The 19,081-nt window shown below is 63.8% G+C and carries 19 protein-coding genes; 13 read left to right on the top strand and 6 right to left on the bottom strand.

The genetic code is table 11. The features are described from left to right. The 5 genes from FGE21_RS04300 to FGE21_RS04320 are packed head-to-tail and all read left to right on the top strand — an operon-like array spanning position 1 to position 4,592. Positions 1-915 (top strand): branched-chain amino acid ABC transporter permease, encoded by a 915-nt coding sequence (locus FGE21_RS04300; protein ID WP_139661950.1) that lies wholly within the window; start codon positions 1-3, stop codon positions 913-915. After that, positions 912-1,640, top strand: coding sequence for an ABC transporter ATP-binding protein (locus FGE21_RS04305; RefSeq protein WP_139661952.1), 729 nt, complete (start codon positions 912-914; stop codon positions 1,638-1,640). The genes FGE21_RS04300 and FGE21_RS04305 overlap by 4 nt, the downstream gene beginning before the upstream one ends. Next, positions 1,633-2,346: an ABC transporter ATP-binding protein gene (locus FGE21_RS04310; RefSeq protein ID WP_139661953.1), complete on the top strand. Its 714-nt coding sequence runs from the start codon at positions 1,633-1,635 to the stop codon at positions 2,344-2,346. The genes FGE21_RS04305 and FGE21_RS04310 overlap by 8 nt, the downstream gene beginning before the upstream one ends. Positions 2,347-2,361: 15 nt before the next feature. Next, positions 2,362-3,813, top strand: coding sequence for an aldehyde dehydrogenase (locus FGE21_RS04315; protein WP_139661955.1), 1,452 nt, complete (start codon positions 2,362-2,364; stop codon positions 3,811-3,813). 11 nt (positions 3,814-3,824) lie between these two features. Further along, entirely contained in the window at positions 3,825-4,592 is a 768-nt protein-coding gene (locus FGE21_RS04320) for an SDR family NAD(P)-dependent oxidoreductase (protein ID WP_139661957.1), read from the top strand. Positions 4,593-4,594: 2 nt separating this feature from the next. Here FGE21_RS04320 and FGE21_RS04325 read toward each other — a convergent pair whose 3' ends face one another. Together FGE21_RS04325 and FGE21_RS04330 are read right to left on the bottom strand one after the other, a co-directional pair. Continuing rightward, positions 4,595-5,140 (bottom strand): 2,4'-dihydroxyacetophenone dioxygenase family protein, encoded by a 546-nt coding sequence (locus tag FGE21_RS04325; protein WP_139661958.1) that lies wholly within the window; start codon positions 5,138-5,140, stop codon positions 4,595-4,597. 93 nt (positions 5,141-5,233) lie between these two features. Next, positions 5,234-5,959: an IclR family transcriptional regulator gene (locus tag FGE21_RS04330; protein WP_139661960.1), complete on the bottom strand. Its 726-nt coding sequence runs from the start codon at positions 5,957-5,959 to the stop codon at positions 5,234-5,236. A 110-nt stretch (positions 5,960-6,069) separates the two neighbouring features. Here FGE21_RS04330 and FGE21_RS04335 point away from each other — a divergent pair, with 110 nt between their 5' ends. From FGE21_RS04335 to FGE21_RS04370, 8 genes are all read left to right on the top strand, one after another. Further along, complete coding sequence (locus FGE21_RS04335) at positions 6,070-7,800, top strand: thiamine pyrophosphate-requiring protein (RefSeq protein ID WP_139661962.1); 1,731 nt, start codon at positions 6,070-6,072, stop codon at positions 7,798-7,800. A 42-nt stretch (positions 7,801-7,842) separates the two neighbouring features. Next, positions 7,843-8,880 carry a TRAP transporter substrate-binding protein gene (locus FGE21_RS04340; protein ID WP_139661963.1) on the top strand — a complete coding sequence of 346 codons (1,038 nt, stop codon included), beginning with the start codon at positions 7,843-7,845 and terminating at the stop codon, positions 8,878-8,880. A 13-nt stretch (positions 8,881-8,893) separates the two neighbouring features. Then, positions 8,894-9,412 (top strand): TRAP transporter small permease, encoded by a 519-nt coding sequence (locus tag FGE21_RS04345; RefSeq protein WP_255731348.1) that lies wholly within the window; start codon positions 8,894-8,896, stop codon positions 9,410-9,412. Further along, the gene (locus tag FGE21_RS04350; RefSeq protein ID WP_370285437.1) at positions 9,400-10,755 is read left to right on the top strand and encodes a TRAP transporter large permease; all 1,356 of its coding nucleotides are present in this window, start codon (positions 9,400-9,402) and stop codon (positions 10,753-10,755) included. Before FGE21_RS04345 ends, FGE21_RS04350 begins: the two co-directional genes overlap by 13 nt. A gap of 310 nt (positions 10,756-11,065) precedes the next feature. Beyond that, positions 11,066-11,503 carry a universal stress protein gene (locus FGE21_RS04355; protein WP_139661967.1) on the top strand — a complete coding sequence of 146 codons (438 nt, stop codon included), beginning with the start codon at positions 11,066-11,068 and terminating at the stop codon, positions 11,501-11,503. Positions 11,504-11,512: 9 nt separating this feature from the next. Further along, positions 11,513-13,066, top strand: coding sequence for a sodium:alanine symporter family protein (locus FGE21_RS04360; RefSeq protein WP_139661969.1), 1,554 nt, complete (start codon positions 11,513-11,515; stop codon positions 13,064-13,066). A gap of 234 nt (positions 13,067-13,300) precedes the next feature. Beyond that, complete coding sequence (locus FGE21_RS04365) at positions 13,301-13,696, top strand: VOC family protein (protein ID WP_139661971.1); 396 nt, start codon at positions 13,301-13,303, stop codon at positions 13,694-13,696. 130 nt (positions 13,697-13,826) lie between these two features. After that, on the top strand, positions 13,827-14,780 hold the full coding sequence (locus tag FGE21_RS04370) for an aminotransferase class IV (RefSeq protein WP_139661973.1): 954 nt from the start codon (positions 13,827-13,829) through the stop codon (positions 14,778-14,780). 9 nt (positions 14,781-14,789) lie between these two features. On the opposite strand, the gene FGE21_RS04375 is transcribed toward FGE21_RS04370, so the two are convergent. From FGE21_RS04375 to FGE21_RS04390, 4 genes are read right to left on the bottom strand one after another with little or no spacing between them, the layout of a single operon-like run. After that, positions 14,790-15,824: an ABC transporter ATP-binding protein gene (locus FGE21_RS04375; RefSeq protein ID WP_139661974.1), complete on the bottom strand. Its 1,035-nt coding sequence runs from the start codon at positions 15,822-15,824 to the stop codon at positions 14,790-14,792. Beyond that, positions 15,821-16,816, bottom strand: a complete 996-nt coding sequence (locus tag FGE21_RS04380) for an ABC transporter ATP-binding protein (RefSeq protein WP_139661975.1) — start codon at positions 16,814-16,816, stop codon at positions 15,821-15,823. Before FGE21_RS04380 ends, FGE21_RS04375 begins: the two co-directional genes overlap by 4 nt. Further along, entirely contained in the window at positions 16,813-17,973 is a 1,161-nt protein-coding gene (locus tag FGE21_RS04385) for an ABC transporter permease (protein ID WP_139661976.1), read from the bottom strand. Before FGE21_RS04385 ends, FGE21_RS04380 begins: the two co-directional genes overlap by 4 nt. A 7-nt stretch (positions 17,974-17,980) precedes the next feature. Further along, positions 17,981-18,985 (bottom strand): ABC transporter permease, encoded by a 1,005-nt coding sequence (locus FGE21_RS04390; RefSeq protein ID WP_139661978.1) that lies wholly within the window; start codon positions 18,983-18,985, stop codon positions 17,981-17,983. Between the last annotated feature and the right edge of the window lie 96 nt (positions 18,986-19,081).

Consider the following 19,081-nt stretch of genomic DNA (forward strand, 5'->3'; position numbering starts at 1 on the left):
ATGAAGGTTCAGACTGCTTTTGCGCTGGCGGCGGCGGTGCTCGTCGTGCTTGCGCTCGCGCCCCTGTTTATCCCGGACTACTGGACCGGGGTGCTGCTGGGGATGACCGGCTATGTGACACTGGCCACGGCCTGGGCGCTGTTTTCGGGGCCGACCCGCTATGTCTCGCTCGCGACTGTCGCCTTCTTTGGGGTCGGGGCCTATACGGTCGCCGTGCTGAACGAGGCGATGCCCTATCCGATGGTGCTGCTCTGCGCGGCCGGGATCGGGATGGCGCTGGCGCTGGTGGTGGGGCTGTCGACGCTGCGCCTCGCCGGGGTCTATTTCGTGATCTTCACCTTCGGGCTGGCCGAGCTGGTCCGTCAGGTCGTCAGCTGGTGGGAGGTCAATGTGACCTATACGATGGGGCGGTATGTCTTTCTGCCCTTCGAGGGACGCCACATCTACTGGCAGCTTCTGGCGCTGGCCGCCGTCACGCTGCTGATCTCCTGGGCCATCGGGCGATCGCGCCTCGGTCTGGCGCTCAAGGCGGTCGGCGATGACGAGACGGTCGCCGCCCATGCAGGCGTCGATGTGACCCGGATCAAGCTGCTGCTGTTTGTCATCTCGGCCACCATCATCACGCTTGTCGGCGCCATTCAGGCCCCCCGCTGGACCTATATCGAACCGTCCATCGTGTTCAATCCGACCGTCAGCTTCATGACGCTGATCATGGCGCTGCTGGGCGGTGCGATGCGGCTCTGGGGGCCCCTGGTGGGGGCGGTGCCGTTGTTCCTTCTGTTTGAGTGGCTCTCGGTGAGCTTTCCGGATCATTTCTCGATCATTCTGGGACTGCTGTTCATTCTCATCGTGTTTGTCATGCCCAACGGGGTGCTGGCCAAGCTTGAGGATCTGCGCAAGGGAGGTCGGGCATGAGCGCTCAGCTTGAAATCTCAAACCTGAACAAACGCTTCGGGGGGCTGGTGGCCGTCAACGACGTGAGCTTCACCCTGCGCCCGGGCGAGGTTGTGGGGCTATTGGGGCCGAACGGATCGGGCAAGACGACGGTGATGAACATGATCTCCGGCGCGCTGCCCAGCGATGGTGGCCAGGTGCGCGTGGGCGGTGTGGACATCACCCGGATGAAGCCGCATCGGGTGGCCAAACATGGCGTTGCCCGCACCTTTCAGCTGGTGCGCCCGCTGCCGACCCTCAGCGTCGCGGAAAACGTGCTGCTGTCGCTGGCCTTTGGTCGCAAGCGTCACTGGGGCCGCGAGGCCCGCGATCTCGCCGAGGAAAAACTGGCCTTTGTCGGCCTGGCGGGACGCGGCGAGGAGCAGGTGGGCAACCTGACCTACATCGATCAGAAACGGCTGGAGATGGCCCGCGCGCTGGCCTCCGAGCCGGAGTTGTTGCTGCTGGATGAGTGGCTGGCCGGATTGAACCCGTCCGAGCTGCGCATCGGCATCGATCTGGTGCAGCACCTGCAGGGGCAGGGCATGACCGTGCTGCTGGTGGAACACATCATGGAGGCGGTGCGGGCGCTGTGTTCGCGCTGCATCGTGATGAGCGCGGGAGAGGTGATTGCCGAGGGCGAGTCGGGCGAGGTTCTGCAACGTCCGGCAGTCATCAAGGCCTACCTTGGAGATGATCATGCTTGAACTTGAGAATATGACCGTCCGCTACGGCAAGCATCTGGCGGTGGACAGTGTTGGCTTTTCGGTCGCCCCGGGCGAGATCGTGGTGGTTCTGGGCGCCAATGGCGCGGGCAAGTCCTCCTTGCTGAAGGCGATGGCGGGCATGGTGCCCCCGGAGGCGGGCGCGGTGCTGCGCTTGCACGGAAGAGAGCTCACCGGCTTGCCGGCCCATGAGGTGACAAATGCGGGCATCGCGCTTGTCCCCGAGGGGCGCGGCGTGATCGGCCGTATGACGGTCGAGGAAAACCTGCGGCTCGGGGCGACGCCTGCGCGGGCGCGCGACGCCGAGGAAGAGACGCTGGCACAGGTGTTCGACATTTTCCCGCGGCTGGCCGAGCGGAGGGGGCAATGGGTTCACACCATGTCCGGCGGCGAGCAGCAGATGGTCGCCGTCGGTCGGGCGATGATGTCGAAACCGGATTTCCTGTTGCTGGATGAGCCGAGCCTCGGGCTCGCGCCGATTGTGGTGGGTGATCTGTTTCGGGCGCTGGCGCGGGTGCGCGACACCGGTGTCGGCCTTTTGATCGTGGAGCAAAACGTGCGCATCAGCCTGCGCCATGCCGATCGGGGCTACCTGCTGGAGGCCGGGCGGCTGACCGGGGCCGGGACTGCCGATGAACTGATGACTGATGACGCCGTGAGACACGCCTTTTTGGGCGGCGATATGTGAATGGAGAGAGAAGACATGAGCATTTTGGAGCTACTGATCGAAGGCGAGAAGGTGCCCGCAGAGGGCGGCCGCACGTTTACCCGCAAAAACCCCCTCACGGGCGGCGTGGCGACCGAAGCGGCTGCCGCCTCGGTTGAGGATGCGATCCGCGCGGCAGATGCGGCGGCGCGGGCCTTTCCCGACTGGTCAAACACCGGCCCGGCGCAGCGGCGCGGGTTGCTGCTCGCGGCGGCCGATAATCTGGAGGCCTGCAAGGCGGATATTGCGCTCGCCATGGCCGAAGAGCTTGGCGCGACGGCCGCATGGGCCGGGTTCAACGTGATGCTGGCGGCGGGGATGCTGCGGGAAGCGGCTTCGATGACCACCATGATCAAGGGCGAGATCATCCCCTCGAACCGTCCCGGCTCCATGGCGATGGCGATCCGCCAGCCGGCCGGGGTCGTGTTGTCCATCGCCCCGTGGAACGCGCCGGTGATCCTCGGGGTGCGCTCTATCGCGATGCCGCTGGCCTGCGGCAATACGGTGGTGATGAAATCCTCCGAACTGTCGCCGCGCACCCATGCGCTGATTGTCGAGGCGATGCAGGGGGCGGGGCTGCCCAAGGGGGTGTTGAACGTCATCTCCAATGCGCCGGATGATGCGGGGGATATTGTCGAGGCGCTGATTGCCCATTCGGCAGTGCGCCGGGTGAATTTCACCGGCTCGACCCGGGTCGGGCGGATCATCGCCAAGCTCGCCGCCGAGAACCTGAAACCGGCCTTGCTGGAGCTGGGCGGCAAGGCGCCGATGATCGTGCTGGACGATGCCGATCTGGACGCCGCCGTCGCCGCTGCCGCCTTTGGGGCCTATATGAACCAGGGGCAGATCTGCATGTCGACCGAGCGGCTGATCGTGCATGAGGCCATCGCCGACGCCTTTGTCGAAAAGCTGGCCGAGAAGGTCCGCAGCCTGACCGTCGGCGACCCGCGCGAGGGCAACACGCCCCTTGGCTGCGTCGTTGACAAGGGCGCGGTGGACCGCATCATGGGGCTGGTGCGCGACGCCGAGGACAAGGGCGCGCGGATCATGGCTGGCGGTCATGCCGAGGGCGTCCTGATGGAGGCGACCCTGGTCGACAACGTCACCCCCTCGATGCGGATCTACACCGAAGAGAGCTTTGGCCCGACGGCATCGGTGGTGCGGGTGGGCAGCATCGACGAGGCGGTGCGGGTGGCCAATGACACCGAATATGGTCTGTCGGCCAGCATCTTCGGGCGCGACACGGTCCGGGCGATGGCTGTCGCCAGACGGATCGAAAGCGGCATCTGCCACATCAACGGGCCGACCGTGCATGACGAGGCGCAGATGCCGTTCGGCGGCGTCAAGGATTCCGGCTACGGCCGCTTTGGCGGCACGGCGGCGATCGAGGAATTCACCACATTGCGCTGGATCACCGTTCAGGACGGCCAGCCGCAGTATCCGATCTGATGGAAAATCCGATGTTTGATCTTGACGGAAAAGTCTGTGTGATCACCGGCGGCGCCGGCTCTCTGGGGCTGGCTGCTGCGCGACTGTTGCATCAGCAGGGGGCACGGCTGGCGCTGATCGACCTCGATCTCGCCGCGCTGGACACGGCGACAGAGGCGGCCTTTGGGGCGAAATCCGGTGATATCCTTCGCCTGGCGGCCGATGTCTCGGATGAGGCCCAGGTGCGCCGCGCGGTGGAGCGTACGGCGAAAGTCTACGGTGGCATTGATGTGTTGTTCTCGAACGCGGGCATCTTTGGCACCGTGGCCGCACTCGAGGACTATCCGACCGAGGTGTTCGACAAGGTGATGTCGGTGCATGTGCGCGGCGCGTTTCTGATGGCGAAACACGTGGTGCCGCATATGAAAAACGGCGGCAGTATGGTGCTGACATCCAGTGTTGCGGCGACCCGGGGCGATCCGGGTGTCTATGCCTATATCACCGCGAAACATGCGCTGACCGGGTTGATGCGGGTGCTGGCAAAGGATCTTGCCCCTCGGGGCATCCGGGTCAACGCCATCGCACCGGGGCCCATCGACAACGGGTTTCAGAAGCGGGTCGAGGACGGGCTGGGCGAGGCCATCGGGCGCGATGGCACCGAATTCTTCGACGAGATGATCCCCATGGGCCGCCATGGCAGCGCCGAGGAAATCGCGGCATCGGTTCTCTATCTTGCCTCGGCGCAGTCGGGGTTCACCACCGGTCATCTGCTGATGGCCGATGGTGGAATGTCGGTATGACGCTAGCGGAACAGCCCGTCGATATACTCCGCACCGATGCCGACCTTGTCGTAATGGGCCTTGCACATGGCGATATACTGATGGACATCGAAATAGCCGTCGGGTTCGCCGTCCTCATCCAGCCAGATCAGCGGGCCGGTGACCTTGAAATGGACTTTCATCGGGTCGGGATGGTCATAGGCCACCAGGGTGTGGCCCTCGCCCGGGGTCTCGTAGACGAAGTCGCCGGCGGTGGCGATCCAGTCATGCTCGAGGTAGCCCCACTTGCCGGATATCGTGTAGGCAAAGACCTCATGCGGGTGATAGTGCCGGTTGACCAGCCCCGGCCCGGTCGCCATGAGCACGTCGCACCATTGGTTCTTGGACGGCGAAATCCAGACCGGCCTGGAGAAGACCGTTTCCGTGAAGGGCACGTAATAGCGCCGGTCGTCATCGGCGATATTGGGCAGATAGACCTCGGGCTGGGCATCCGGCTGGAAGACTTTGGTGATCGGCTTGAGACCGCGCCAGAATTCACTGTCACTTGGTTGGTGGGGGCTGTCGCTCATCGGGAGGCTCCTTCCTTGGGGTGGTTTTTCGGTCATGGGTGGTCTTTCGGTCTTGGCTGGCCTGGCGGGCTGGGATGGCCTGGCGGGCAGGGGTCATGGCCCGGCCAGACCCTCGGCCGCATCGCGCAGCAGGTCTCGGGCGCGGTCGATAAAGGCGGTGTCGAAGCGGCTCAATGTGCCAAAGACGGACAGGGTCAAGGTGGTGCGCCCACCGGTCCTGACGGCGACGGATACGGCGGCAATGTCGGGTTCGTTGTCGCCCCGGTTGATCGCATGACCACTGCGCTGCGCCTGATCGAGGGCGGGTTCGATGGCGCGCAGCACGGCCGGCTCGACGCCCTGCGCCCTGGCCCAGCCCGCGCGGTCACGGACGGACATGTCGGCCAGAAACAGCCTCCCCTGCGCGGTCTCCAGCATCGGCAATGTGGTTCCGGTACGAATATTGACGGAAATCGGTCGCTGTGCAGCAGAGACCGCAACGCACAGGGGGCCGCGGGCGGTGAAGCGGCAGGCCATGACGGATTCATTCAGCTCCTGCCGCAGCGCATCCAGCGTCGCCTGCAGAGATCGGGGCAGGGGCGCCAGATCTTCGGCCATACGGCCCAGCCGGGCAAGACGCGGCCCCGGGGCAAACACACCGCGACGGACGGTGGTCAGCACCCCCGCAGTTTCGAGCGTGACCAGAAAGCGATGCGCGGTGGCATAGGACAGACGCAGCTCACGCGCGACCGTATCAGCCGTGAGTTCGGGACGCTCGTCACAGAACAGGTCGAGCGCGTCGAAGGCCTTGATGACCGAAAGATTCACAGGCGTCGCCATGCCGGAGGCCTCCTTGCAGCGGGATTGACTCAAGGTGGCCGTAGAGATCACTATTTGCAAACAGAATCTTCGAATGTGATTTTATATCGTGGACGGGAAGGATCGAACCCATGACAGAAGCAGGCCATATCACCGCAGGCGGGGCCATCTTCGGAAAGCTCAAGGCGCTTGGTGTGGACTATGTCTTTGCCAATTCCGGAACTGACTTCCCGCCCATCATCGAAGGGCTGGTCGAGGCGCGGCGCGCGGGAATTGATCTGCCGACCCCGGTGACGGTGCCGCATGAACACGCGGCCGTGTCGATGGCCCATGGCTACTGGCAGATGACAGGGCGGCCGCAGGCGGTTCTGCTGCACACCAATGTGGGCCTTGCAAACGGGGCGACCGCCGCGATCAACGCTTGGTGCGATCAGGTGCCGATGATCCTGATGTCGGGCCGCACGCCGGTGACCGAACACTCGCGCTTTGGAGCGCGGACGGTGCCGATCGGTTGGGGGCAGGAGATGTTCGATCAGGAGGCGCTGGTCCGGGAGACCACCAAATGGCACTACGAGCTGCGCTTTGCAGATCAGATCTCTGAATTGATGGACCGGGCCTGGGCGATCTGCAATTCCACCCCCAAGGGGCCGATCTATCTGAGCCTGCCACGTGAAGTCCTGTGCGAGAGCTGCCCGCCGGAGGGGCTGGACCGGCCCTCGCGCATTGCGCCGGTGGTGACGGCGCCGGATGCAACCGCATTGGCACGCGCGGCGGAGGCGCTGGCCGGGGCAGAGGCGCCGCTGATCATTGCCCAGCGGGGCGCGGGAGGTGCGGCGGGGTTTGCCGCGCTGCAGCAGCTCTGCGAGACCCATGCGCTGCCGCTGTCGCATTACTGGTCGAACCAACTGTCGCTGCCGTTGTCACATCCGATGCAGGTGGGGGCGGATCCGGGGCCGTGGCTGGCCGAGGCCGATGTGGTGCTGGTTCTGGACGCGCTTGCGCCGTGGTTCCCGGACAAGGTGACGCTGCGGGACGATGTGACAGTGATACAGGCGGGACCGGACCCGTTGTTTTCCCGCACGCCGGTGCGCAATTTTCCGGCGGCGATCACCCTGGCAGGCCCGGTGGAAACCGTCATTGACGCGCTGGCGCGGGAAATGGCCGGGCAGGCGCTGGAGACGGCGGATCTGACTGCCCGCCGCGACCGGATCACCACCGCATCCAAGGCGGCGCGCGCCAATGTGGAGGCGGTTGCCGAGGCCGGATGCACCGCCCCCATGAGCAAGGACTGGGTCAGCCTGTGTCTGGGCCGTGCGATCCGGGCCGAGGCCGCGCAGGGCCGCAAAGCCACCGTGTTTCACGAGCTGGGATGCCCGCTGATGCCGCTGGATCTCGATCAGCCGGGCAGCTATTTTCAGGAACCCCATTCCGGTGGTCTCGGTTGGGGGCTGCCTGCGGCCATCGGGGCGCAGATGGCCGATCCCGACCGTCTGGTGTTCGCCACCATGGGCGATGGCAGCTACATGTTCGCCAACCCCACCGCCTGCCATCTTGTGGCCGAGGCGCATGAGGTTCCGGTGATCGTTCTGGTGCTCAACAACGAGGAATGGGGCGCCGTCCGGCATTCGGTCGAGGGTCTCTACCCCGAAGGCGCAGCCCGGGCCGCCAATGAGGTGCCGCTGACCTCGCTGCGGCCAAGCCCCGATTTCACCAAGACCGCAGCCGCCAGCCGGGCCTGGACCGAGACCGTGACGGATGGGGCCGATTTGCCGGCCGCGCTGGATCGTGCCATCAAGGTGGCCACCGCCGAACGCCGGCAGGTGGTGCTGAATATCGCCATTGCCCGGACCGCCCCGCACTAGCGGCGTGACCCGGATCACCGAAGAGACGATAGGGAGGAAACCATGTCTTTTTCAAGAATACTTGCGACGTCTGCAGTCGCGCTCGGGCTGATGACCGCCGCGGTTGCCGCGCAGGACATCCAGCTCAAGCTGCATCATTTCCTGAGCCCCAAGGCGCCCGCGCATACCAAGATGCTGGAACCCTGGGCCAAACGCATTGAGGAGGCCTCCGACGGGCGTGTGAAGATCGAGATCTTCCCGGCGATGACGCTGGGGGGCAAGCCGCCGCAGCTGCCACGGCAGGCGCGTGACGGGGTTGTCGATCTGGTCTGGATCGTGAACGCATATGCGGCCGGCGCCTTCCCGCGGACGGAAGTGTTCGAGCTGCCGGGTGTGCACAGGGGCGACAATGCCGCGGTGAACAAGGCGATGCTGGCGATGTACGACGACTTCCTCGCGGAGGATTTCCAGGGCGTGGTGCCGATGTTCCAGCATGTCCATCAGGGCCAGGCGATCCACATGGCAAACGAAGAGGTCCGCAGCCCGGCCGACCTTGTTGGCAAGAAGATCCGGATCCCGTCGCGCACCGGCTCCTGGGTGCTGGAGGCGCTTGGCGCATCGCCGGTGCAGACCTCGGTCGGCGAGATCCCGGTGGCGCTGTCAAAGAAAGTCATCGATGGCGCGCTGATCCCCTTCGAGATCATTCCGGCGCTCAAGATCAATGAGGTGACGGGCTATCAGATCGAGGGACCACAGGGGCAGCGCCTCGGCACGACCTCCTTCTCGGTGTTGATGAACGAGGCCAAATGGAACAGCTTGCCCGAAGATATCCAGGCGATCTTCCGCGAGGTTTCAGGCGCGGACTGGCACGGCGAGGTCGGCGAGGTCTGGGCGGGCGCCGATGCCTTCGGGATCAAGATCGCGACAGACAGCGGCAACAGCCATGTGCAGCTGACGGACGAAGAGTGGGGCGCATTCGAAGCGGCGCTGTCGCCGGTGGTCGGCCGCTGGATCGAGGACATGGAGAGCAAGGGCATCGACGGGCAGGCCCTCTATGACCGGGCCGTCGAGCTGGTTGGCCAGAATATGGCCGCGAACTGAGATGAGTGCGGACATGCGTAGCGCGGGGCGGTTTCGTCCCGCGCGTCGTCTCATCGAAGGCTGGGCGATCCTCGGGGGGCTGGTGCTCTGTGGTGTGGTCATCGTCAACGCCTGGTCGATCCTCGCCGGCTGGCTGGCCAATAGCCCCTTTCCCGGCGATTTCGAACTGACGGAGATGGGGACAGCCGTGGCGGTCTTCGCCTTCCTGCCCTATTGCCAGCTGACCGGGGCGAATGTCTCGGCCGACATCTTCACCATGCGGGCCTCGCCGGTACAGGTCGCGGTGATGTCGCTTGTTGCGGCCGTGGTGGCCTGTGCCTTCACCGGGGTGCTGATCTGGCGCATGTGGCTGGGTCTGGTGGACTACCGCACCTACACGGAATTCACTGGCATTCTGGAAATCCCGATCTGGTGGGCCTTCGTGCCCGCACTGATCTCTCTCGTCCTGCTGCTGATTGCCGCGCTCATCACCTTGAGCGAAGCGATCACGACTGTGCGCACAAACCGGAGCCAACGATCTTGGACAGCCTGACTATCGGATTGACGGGGCTTGTGGTCCTTGTTGCGCTCATCGCCATCCGTATTCCCATCGCCTATGCCATGCTTGTGGTTGGCGGCGTCGGTACGGCGCTGCTGAACGGCTGGCCCATCGTCCTGAGCCAACTCAAGGATCTCGCCTACGCGCAATTCTCCACCTATGATCTGTCGGTGGTTCCGCTGTTTGTCCTGATGGGCGCCATCGCGTCCCGGACCGGGCTGTCGGCGGATCTGTTCCGGGCGGCGAACGCCTGGCTGGGCTGGATGCGGGGCGGAGTGGCGATGGCCGCGATCGCGGCCTGTGCGGGCTTTGGCGCGGTCTGCGGATCGTCGCTGGCCACGGCCTCCACCATGGGCCGGGTGGCGCTGCCGGAACTGAAACGATATCGCTATTCCAACCGGCTCGCCACCGGCACGATAGCGGCGGGCGGCGTGCTGGGGATCCTGATCCCGCCCTCGGTGGTGCTGATCATCTACGCGATCATCGTCGAGGCCAACGTGGTGACCATGTTCATGGCGGCGCTGCTGCCGGGGGTGATCGCGGTCGTCTTCTTCATCCTCACCATCCTCGCCTATACCACCCTGGTGCCCGGATCCGGGCCTGCGGGGACACGGGCCGAACGCAGCGAGCTGATCGCCTCGACGCTCAATATCTTTCCGGTGCTGGTGGTGTTCATTGCGGTGATCGGGGGGCTGTATTTCGGCCTGTTCAACCCGACACCTGCGGCTGCGGTCGGGGTGGTGATGGTGGCGCTCATTGCGGTGCTGCGCCGCAAGCTGACCCTCGTTGAAACCCGCGAAGCCCTGCTGGAGACCGCCCGCACCACGGGGATGGTGTTTCTGATCCTGCTGGGGGCGGAGCTTTTGAAGATCTTCATGGCGCGGGGCGGCGTGCCGCAGGCCATGGCCGAGATGATGGCCAATTCCGGCCTTGCGCCGATGACGACGCTGATTGTGCTGCTGGCGGCGCTCATTCTGCTGGGCTGCCTGATGGACAGCCTGTCGATGATCCTGCTGGTCATCCCGTTTTTCTGGCCGGTCCTGGTCGAGATCAACGGCGGCGATTATGCCGCCGCCGCGCAGAGCCCCTTTGGCCTGACCACCGAGGAGCTGAAGATCTGGTTCGGCATTCTGGCGCTGATCGTGGTGGAGCTGGGGCTGATCACGCCGCCCGTGGGCATGAATGTCTTCATCATCTCGGCACAGGCGCAGGATGTGCCGATGCGCGACACGTTTATCGGCGTGATGCCGTTCTTTGTCGCAGAGCTGATCCGCGTTGCGCTGCTGCTGGCGGTGCCGGGCATCGTCTTTGTTCTGCCCCGGCTGCTTGGCGGCTAGCCGGTCCCGGTGCGGCGCCCCTTCTCGGGCGCGCCGCCCGGATGCCACCCCTGCGCCCTTCGGTGCCGCCCGCCGTATGGGGCCGCCCCTTCGCCGCTCCTTCGCCGACCGTTCTCCATCCGGGCGCTACATGGCGCGACCCCACCGCCGCATTCCGTGAAATGCGTGGTCTGATTGCACTGCCTGCTCTCGGAGTAAACCTGAGGGTGCAATAAAAGTTGGCACTTTTCCGACAGGTCTTTAATCTTGGACGAATTATCGCAAGAGACTCACCCTTTAAAAATAAATATACACCAACAGGGAGATTGAAATGGCAGCTAAAATTGTCATTGGCCTCGACGGGACAGACACAGGTGAACGTGCGTTGGCATTTGCCAAGGATCTGGCATCACGCATGGATGTCTGCGAATTGCTGGTCGCCTATGTGATCGAATGGTCACCGTTTACCTTCCAAACTGCCGAAGAAAACGAGCGACGGCACAAGCGGCGCGAAGAAGAGATCGCTCTGGCGACCTCGCGGATCGTGGATCCTGCTGTCGCCAAACTGAAGGAGGCAGGGTTTGCCGCGACGGGTTTGGTGCGGCACGGCGATGTGGCCGAGACCCTGAACAGGCTGAGCAATGAGAACGGTGCGACGCAGATCGTCGTCGGTCGCGCCTCGTCCGACGGGTTTACAAAACGCCTGTTCGGCAGCTCGACGCAGAACCTTGTCATGCACGCAGATGTGCCGGTCACAGTGGTCGGATAGGAGCATGTGATGAACAGATTTCAAAACACGTGGCTGATTTCAGCCGCCCTTCTCTCGATGTCCGCTCCGGTTGCCGCGCAGGAAGCCCTCAGCATCGATCAAAAAGTCAACCAGGCCTTCGCAACCGCGACGGGGCCCTTTGTCAACCTCATTTTCGCGCCATTTCCCGGCACCAGTTTCCCCTGGATTGTCATGTGGCTGGTCATTGCGGCGACCATTTTCACATTATACTTCGGGTTTGTTCAGCTGCGGTATTTCGCACATGCCATTCAGCTGGTCAAAGGCGAGTACACCGATCCGGATGATGCCGGCGAGGTCAGCCATTTCCAGGCGCTGGCCACGGCTCTGTCCGGGACCGTTGGGCTTGGCAATATTGCGGGCGTCGCGGTTGCGGTCGGAATTGGCGGTCCGGGTGCGACATTCTGGATGATCCTTGCGGGGCTCTTGGGGATGGCCTCGAAATTCACCGAATGTACGCTGGGTGTGAAATACCGCAACGAATATGAGGACGGCACCGTTTCCGGTGGCCCTATGTACTACATTTCAAAAGGTTTTAACGAGCTGGGCCTGCCCGGCGGAAAAATCCTTGCGGTTGTATTTTCGATCTTCTGCATCCTCGGCGCGCTGGGCGGCGGAAACATGTTCCAGGCCAATCAGGCCCATGCGCAGATTTCCGGCATTGTCGGGGATTATCCCGGATGGATCACCGGGCTGATCTTTGCGGTTGTCGTGTTTGCGGTGATCGTCGGGGGGATCAAATCGATCGCCAATGTCACCGAAAAGGTGGTGCCGTTCATGGGCATTCTCTACGTGGTTGCGGCCCTGATCATCCTGCTGGTCAATTTCAACATGATCGGCTGGGCCTTTGGTCAGATCTTTGCCGGTGCCTTTACCGGCCTCGGGGTCGCAGGCGGCATGGTCGGCGCCCTGATCCAGGGCTTCAAACGGGCGGCCTTCTCCAACGAGGCGGGGGTCGGCTCTGCCGCCATCGCGCACTCTGCGGTGAAGACCAAGGAGCCGATCACAGAAGGTTTCGTCTCGCTGCTGGAACCGCTGATCGACACCGTGGTGATCTGTACGATGACGGCGCTGGTCATCATCATCTCGCAGCAGTTGATCGTCGACGAGGCGACCGGGCGCTATATGCTCAATGAGGCGGGGACCGCCATTGCCACCGTCGACGGGAATTCAGGCGTTGCCCTGACCTCTGCCGCCTTCGCCTCCGGGATCAGCTGGTTTCCCTATGTTCTGGCCGTTGCCGTTGTCCTCTTCGCCTTCTCCACGATGATTTCCTGGAGCTACTACGGGCTCAAGGCGTGGACCTATCTCTTTGGCGAGGGCAAGACGTCGGAAATGACGTTCAAGCTGATCTTCTGCGTCTTTGTCGTCATCGGTGCGGCGGCCTCGCTCGGTCCGGTGATTGATTTCTCGGATGCGGCGATCTTTGCCATGGCGGTGGTGAACATCTTCTGCCTGTACTTCCTGATGAAGATCGTCCGCAAGGAACTCGCCTCCTATTCGGCGCGCCTTGAGAGCGGTGAGATCAAGAAGTATTCACACTGAAGACCACCCCCGGCACGGATCAGAGCAGATCGATCTGTGCCGGGGCATACATCCTGCGCCCGTCCTGTGGTCGTCCTGCGCCCGTCCTGCGCCTGTGCCCCGCGTGGCGGCATGCCGCGCGATCAGAGAGCATTTTCAATCACATCTTTGCGTTTGACCGGCTCGGGCTTGCAATCGACCGGCCGTTTCCTGCAGATCTGTCCCCATCAGAACACGCAATGCAGGAAACATCCGATGACCAAGCTTGCCCACAGCATGATCCGAGTCCTCAACGAGGCGACCTCGGTCGACTTCTACAAATCGGCCTTTGGGCTGGTGGTTGCCGACCGGCTGGATTTCGACGGGTTCACACTGATCTACATGACCGCGCCCGAGGGCGGCTTCGAGCTGGAACTGACAGTGAACAAGGATCGCACCACGCCCTATGACCTCGGCGACGGATACGGGCATCTTGCAGTGGTGGTCGAGGATCTTGAGGCGGCGCATGCGCAGGTCGAGGCGGCAGGCGGCGCGCCCCGCGATATCGTCGACTTTCGCCCGGCCGGGGACCGCGTGGCGCGGTTCTTTTTTGCCGCCGACCCCGATGGCTACCAGATCGAAGTCATCGAAAAAGGCGGCCGCTTCACCTGAGGCGGCCCTACCTGCGGCGGCAGGGCCGGGGGGGAGGCCCGTGACCGGGCGGGGGCGGGACTGCGCCCTTGCCAAGGGGCCGTGCCGCGTGGTCTGTCTCGGGCAATGACATCATCCCGCGAGAGACCGTATGACACCGGACCAGAGCCCATCCCATTCCACCCATGACGCCGAAGCCGACGAGCGCAACGACCACATCAAGATCTATGTGAACGGAGAGATCGTCCCGCGCGACCAGGCGGTTGTATCGGTCTATGATTCCGGCTTCATGCTGGGCGATGGCATGTGGGAGGGGATGCGGCTCTATGAGGGCGAATGGGCGTTTTTCGACGCCCATATGGACCGGCTGTTCAATTCGCTGAAATCGGTCTCGCTGGAGATTGACATGGGGCCGGAGGACATCCGCAGGATCCTTGATGAGACGGCGGCGGCCAATGGGATGACGGGCGATGCGCATTGTCGGCTGATGATCACCCGGGGCCGCAAGGCAAAGCCGTTTCAACACCCGAGCCTGTCGCGCTGGGGGCCGACCGTGGTGGCCATCGTCGAGCATTCCAGACCGGCCGAGAGCCTCGCCAGTCACGGCATCAGGCTGGCCACCGTGCCACAGGTGCGGGGGCTGCCGATGAGCCAGGACGCCAAATACAACAGCCATTCAAAGCTGAACTGCGTGATCGCCTGTCTGCAGGCCGGACAGGCCGGCGCCGACGAAGGGCTGATGCTGGACCCGCATGGGTTCGTGAACACCACCAACGCCTGCAACTTCTTTATCGTGCGCCGGGGCGAGGTCTGGACCTCGACCGGGGACTATTGCATGAACGGGGTCACCCGGCAGAACGTGATCGACCTGTGCCGGGCCAATGATATCCCGGTGTTTGAAAAGAACTATTCGCTCTACGAGGCCTATGGCGCCGACGAGGCCTTCCTGACCGGCACCTTCGGCGCGCAGACGCCCGTGGCCTCGATCGATGGCAAGGCGATTGGCTCTGGCGAGCGCCCGCTCACCGCCCGCATTCGCGCGCTCTACAAGGAGCTGGTGGCGACAACGGTTGCCGCACAGGCGCAGTCACGCAGCAGCAGCTGAGACGGGCCGTCATTGCGTCGGCGCGGCCGTGGGAGCCTCGACCGGTGTGCGCAGGAGATCCTGCCAATGATGGCAGCTGACCATATGGCCGCTGGCGTCTTTCTCTGCTTCGGGCGCCGCGCGTCTGCACAGGTCGCTGGCAAAGGCGCAGCGGGGATGAAAGGTACAGCCCGAGGGCTGGTTGGTGGGGGAGGGGATCTCGCCCTTCAGGACCTGCGCCCGGCCGCGGTCGTCGGGGTCCAGCGAGGGGATCGCGGAAAACAGCGCCTGTGTGTAGGGGTGGCGGGGGGCATGGAACAACGCCCGCGTCGGTGCGCTTTCGACGATCCGCCCGAGATACATCACCGCCACATGGTCACAGGTATGGGCCACCACGCTGAGGTCGTGGCTGATGAACAGGAAGGTGATCCCGAGATCGCGCTGCAGCGCCTTCAGAAGGTTCAGGATATCGGCCTGGATCGACACATCCAGAGCGGCCACCGCCTCGTCCGCGACCACGAATCTGGGGCCGCAGACCAGCGCCCGCGCAATGGAAATCCGCTGCCGCTGACCGCCGGAAAACGCATGGGGGAAACGGCGCAGATGTTCAAGATTGAGCCGGCAGGTCGCCGCCACCTCGCGCACGCGGGCGTCGGTTTCCTCGCGGGTTCTGGTCAGCCCCATGACCTCCAGCGGTTCGGCGATAATGTCGCGCACGGTCATCCGGGGCGAGAGCGCCGCATAGGGGTCCTGAAAAATCAGCTGCGCCCGGCGGCGATAGTCCTTCAGCGCGGCGCCGCTGAGCGTGCCGAGATCGAAGCGTTTGTCGCCATCGTCATAGCTGGCCGTGCCGCCGGTCACCGGAACCGCCTGCAGCAAGGCCCGCCCGAGCGTGGTCTTGCCGGAGCCGCTTTCGCCGACGACGCCAAAGAAGGCGCCCCGGGGAATATCGATGGAGATCCCGTCCACGGCCTTCAGGACGTCCTTTTGAAACGGGCCTTTGCGGATGGAAAACCCCACCTGCAGGTCCGTCGTTGAGATCAATGTCTCCGAAAGCGGGCTCATGCGCAGTGCTCCCCTTCGCTGAGGTGGCAGGCAAGGCGGTGCTCTGGTCCGGTCTGTGTCCAAATCGGTGCGGTCGTCGCGCAGGTCTGTGGCAGCGCCCTGTCACAGCGGGTGTGGAACACGCAGCCCGACGGACGTTCCAGCGGCGACGGTATATCGCCCGGCACCGGCCGGAGCGGCGCGTCCAGATCGTCGAGTTTCGGCAGCGCGTCCAGCAGCCCCTGCGTATAGGGATGGGCCGGGCGGCGCAGGACCTCGCGGACGGGGCCTGTCTCCACCATCCGTCCGAGATACATCACCGACACGTTGTCCGCCGTCTGGGCCACCACCCCGAGGTCATGGGTGATGAAGATGATCCCCATGCCGAAGTCCTTGACCAGCTCCTGCATCAACTGGATCACCTGTGCCTGAATGGTCACGTCCAGCGCGGTTGTCGGCTCGTCCGCGATCAGCAGCCGCGGTCTGGTCGACAAGGCCATGGCGATCATCGCGCGCTGGCGCATCCCCCCCGACAGCTCGAACGCATATTGGTTGAACCGGGTGGAGGCATCGGAAATGCCGACCCGGTTCAGCATCTCCACCGAGAGCTCTCTGGCCTGGGCTTTGGACAGGTCGGTATGGACCTGCAACTGTTCCACCATCTGGCTGCCGATGGTCAGGGCGGGGGCAAAGCTGGCCATCGGTTCCTGAAAGATCATCGACACCGCCCCGCCCCGCACCACCCGCATGTCGCGGGCGCGCCGCAGCGCCAGCACATCCACGTCACCGTCGTCGAGATGCAGCGTGATGCGGCTGTCTGCGCCATAGACGGCATTCGGGGCGTTCAGCATCATCAGCGCCTTGGCGGTGACCGATTTGCCCGATCCGCTCTCGCCCACCAGCCCCATCACCTCGCCGCGCCCGAGCGTGAAGGAAATGTCATCGACGGCGGTGATCAGCCCCTCGTCGGTGCGGAACTGCAGGGTCAGGTTCTCAACACTCAGGAGGCTCATTTCCGGGTCTCCGAATAGGGGTCTGCCGCGTCGCGCAACCCGTCGCCGACAAAGACGAAGGCCATGACCAGCGCGATGAAAAACAGCACCGGAATGAAATACCACTGATAGTTCAGCAGCACGTCGGATTTGGTGACATTCTGCAGCATCACCCCGAGCGAATTCACCGGATCCTTGAGCCCCAGCCCGATGAAGCTGAGGGCGGTTTCCGACAGCACCATATAGGGGAATGAGATCACCAAATCGACGATGATGTAGCTGGTGAAACTGGGCAGCAAATGGCGACGGATCACATGGGCAGGAGAGGCGCCCGCCAGTTGCGCCGCCAGCACGTAGTCCTGATTGCGCTCGGTCAGCAGATGGGTGCGGATGCGGCGTGCCAGGGTCGGCCAGCCGATCAGACCGAGGATCATCGAGATGAAGAAAAACCGCATCTCGGCCGACCACTCCGCCGGGATGAAGGCCGCGATGGCCATGAACAGCGGGATCGCGGGCACGGTGCGGATCGCATCCGTCACCATCTGGATCACACTGTCGAGCCAGCCACCGTAGAACCCCGACACGCCGCCGATCACCAGCGCCAGCACAAAGGAGATCACCACGCCCATTGTCCCCACCTGCAGCGAGGTCCAGACCGCATGCAGGGTGCGCGAAAAGATGTCCTTGCCTGCCGCATCGGTGCCAAAGAGATGGAGATAGCCCTCCTCCATGCCAAACAGATGCAGCGATCCCGGGATCAGCCCAAACAGCCGGTAGCTGTCGCCCTTGACGAAGAACTGCACATACAGGCGTTCGTCCTCATTGATCTTTTCCACCCAGCGGAAATTCGTCGCCAGAGACCGCTCGCGGGTCACCGGATGCATGAAGGGACGCAAGCTGCAGCCGTTTTTGTCGCAGAACTGCGGGATCTGCGGCGCGCCGTTCAGATAGTCGGCATCCCGGCCCTTGGCGGTGGGATCATAGGGCGACAGAAAGGGAGCAAACAGTCCCGACAGGATCAACAGCAGCAGCACCCGCGCGGCGATCATCGCGGCGCGTTGCCTGCGAAACCGGGCCCAGATCAGCTGACCCTGCGAGGCGGTGAAATAGGCCTGTTTCTTGGCATCCAGCGCGGCCTCATCGGCGGCGGTTTGCGGGTCCTGAGACAGATCGGTCATGCGGGCCTCATTTCAGGATGGACTTGCGGACGCGCGGATCGATGACCGCGAGCAGGATATCGGTGGCGAAATTCAGCGCCACGATGGTGGCGGTCAGCAGGAAGATGATCGCCCCCGCCAGCTGCTGATCGTTCGACCGGGCCAGCGCATCCAGCAGCAGCGACCCGGCATCGGTCAGGGTCAGGATCACCGCCACGATCGGCAGCTCGTTGAAGATCCGATTGAGGTCAAACCCCACCGAATTGACGATCGGCCCCAGCGCGTGCCGGGCCGGATAGCGCCACAACAGGCGGCGTCCGGTGATGCCGCGGGCGGCGGCGGCGGTGACATAGAGCTTGCCCAGCTCATCCGACATCAGCGCCCGCACCGTCTGCAGCGCAAAGGCGGTGGCGGACCAGCCGAGGATGAAGATCGGCAGCCAGATGTGGCTCAGCAGATCCAGCAGTTTGGCCCAGCTCCAGTCGGCGTTTTTGTACTCCGGCGACAGCAGGCCGGTCAGGGTCTCGCCGAAATAGACGGTCGAGACCAGCATGATGATCAGCGCCAGCAGGAAGTTCGGCAGGGCGAGGCCAAGGTAGCTGACGATGCGCAGGCTGTTGTTGGCGAGCGCATTGTTCGACGCCGCCGACAGGATGCCCACCGGCACGGCAATGGCATAGGCCAGACAGAGCGCCCCGAAACAGATCGCCAGCGAAAACCAGAATTTATCGCCCAGCAGATCGGCAATATTCACCCTGAGGATGCAGCTGTCGCCGAAATCACCGCGAAAGGCGCCGCCCAGCCAGCTGGTCCAGCGGGTGACGAAGGGCCGATCCAGCCCGAGCCGGGCGCGCTCGGCGTCGATGGCCTCCAGTGTGATCGCTTCGCCTTGGGTGTTCTTGTAGGCCATGTAGCGCTCGGCGCAGTCACCGGGCACCAGTTCCATCAGTGTGAAAACGACAAAGGACACGATCAACAGCGTGATGAACGCCATGATCGCGCGGGTGGCGGTGAAACGTGCAAACTGGATCATCAGACCTGGCGCTCCCTGAGGCCGACTTGGCGGGGTCTTCAACCGAAGACATGCGGGCGCCCTCGCGCCCGCATGCAGAAGTATTTCCTATCGGGC

Origin of the sequence: Phaeobacter sp. B1627 (assembly GCF_006265095.1) — a bacterium.
Taxonomy (GTDB): Bacteria; Pseudomonadota; Alphaproteobacteria; order Rhodobacterales; family Rhodobacteraceae; genus Epibacterium.

What these genes read in the sequence shown, in the direction of transcription:
- FGE21_RS04380 (WP_139661975.1), bottom strand. Translation starts at nt 16,816, where the DNA reads ATGAGCCTCCTGAGTGTTGAGAACCTGACCCTGCAGTTCCGCACCGAC.
- FGE21_RS04300 (WP_139661950.1), top strand. Translation starts at nt 1, where the DNA reads ATGAAGGTTCAGACTGCTTTTGCGCTGGCGGCGGCGGTGCTCGTCGTG.
- FGE21_RS04315 (WP_139661955.1), top strand. Translation starts at nt 2,362, where the DNA reads ATGAGCATTTTGGAGCTACTGATCGAAGGCGAGAAGGTGCCCGCAGAG.
- FGE21_RS04320 (WP_139661957.1), top strand. Translation starts at nt 3,825, where the DNA reads ATGTTTGATCTTGACGGAAAAGTCTGTGTGATCACCGGCGGCGCCGGC.
- FGE21_RS04355 (WP_139661967.1), top strand. Translation starts at nt 11,066, where the DNA reads ATGGCAGCTAAAATTGTCATTGGCCTCGACGGGACAGACACAGGTGAA.
- FGE21_RS04360 (WP_139661969.1), top strand. Translation starts at nt 11,513, where the DNA reads ATGAACAGATTTCAAAACACGTGGCTGATTTCAGCCGCCCTTCTCTCG.
- FGE21_RS04385 (WP_139661976.1), bottom strand. Translation starts at nt 17,973, where the DNA reads ATGACCGATCTGTCTCAGGACCCGCAAACCGCCGCCGATGAGGCCGCG.
- FGE21_RS04390 (WP_139661978.1), bottom strand. Translation starts at nt 18,985, where the DNA reads ATGATCCAGTTTGCACGTTTCACCGCCACCCGCGCGATCATGGCGTTC.
- FGE21_RS04305 (WP_139661952.1), top strand. Translation starts at nt 912, where the DNA reads ATGAGCGCTCAGCTTGAAATCTCAAACCTGAACAAACGCTTCGGGGGG.
- FGE21_RS04340 (WP_139661963.1), top strand. Translation starts at nt 7,843, where the DNA reads ATGTCTTTTTCAAGAATACTTGCGACGTCTGCAGTCGCGCTCGGGCTG.
- FGE21_RS04330 (WP_139661960.1), bottom strand. Translation starts at nt 5,959, where the DNA reads ATGGCGACGCCTGTGAATCTTTCGGTCATCAAGGCCTTCGACGCGCTC.
- FGE21_RS04345 (WP_255731348.1), top strand. Translation starts at nt 8,894, where the DNA reads ATGCGTAGCGCGGGGCGGTTTCGTCCCGCGCGTCGTCTCATCGAAGGC.
- FGE21_RS04365 (WP_139661971.1), top strand. Translation starts at nt 13,301, where the DNA reads ATGACCAAGCTTGCCCACAGCATGATCCGAGTCCTCAACGAGGCGACC.
- FGE21_RS04375 (WP_139661974.1), bottom strand. Translation starts at nt 15,824, where the DNA reads ATGAGCCCGCTTTCGGAGACATTGATCTCAACGACGGACCTGCAGGTG.
- FGE21_RS04325 (WP_139661958.1), bottom strand. Translation starts at nt 5,140, where the DNA reads ATGAGCGACAGCCCCCACCAACCAAGTGACAGTGAATTCTGGCGCGGT.
- FGE21_RS04335 (WP_139661962.1), top strand. Translation starts at nt 6,070, where the DNA reads ATGACAGAAGCAGGCCATATCACCGCAGGCGGGGCCATCTTCGGAAAG.
- FGE21_RS04310 (WP_139661953.1), top strand. Translation starts at nt 1,633, where the DNA reads ATGCTTGAACTTGAGAATATGACCGTCCGCTACGGCAAGCATCTGGCG.
- FGE21_RS04370 (WP_139661973.1), top strand. Translation starts at nt 13,827, where the DNA reads ATGACACCGGACCAGAGCCCATCCCATTCCACCCATGACGCCGAAGCC.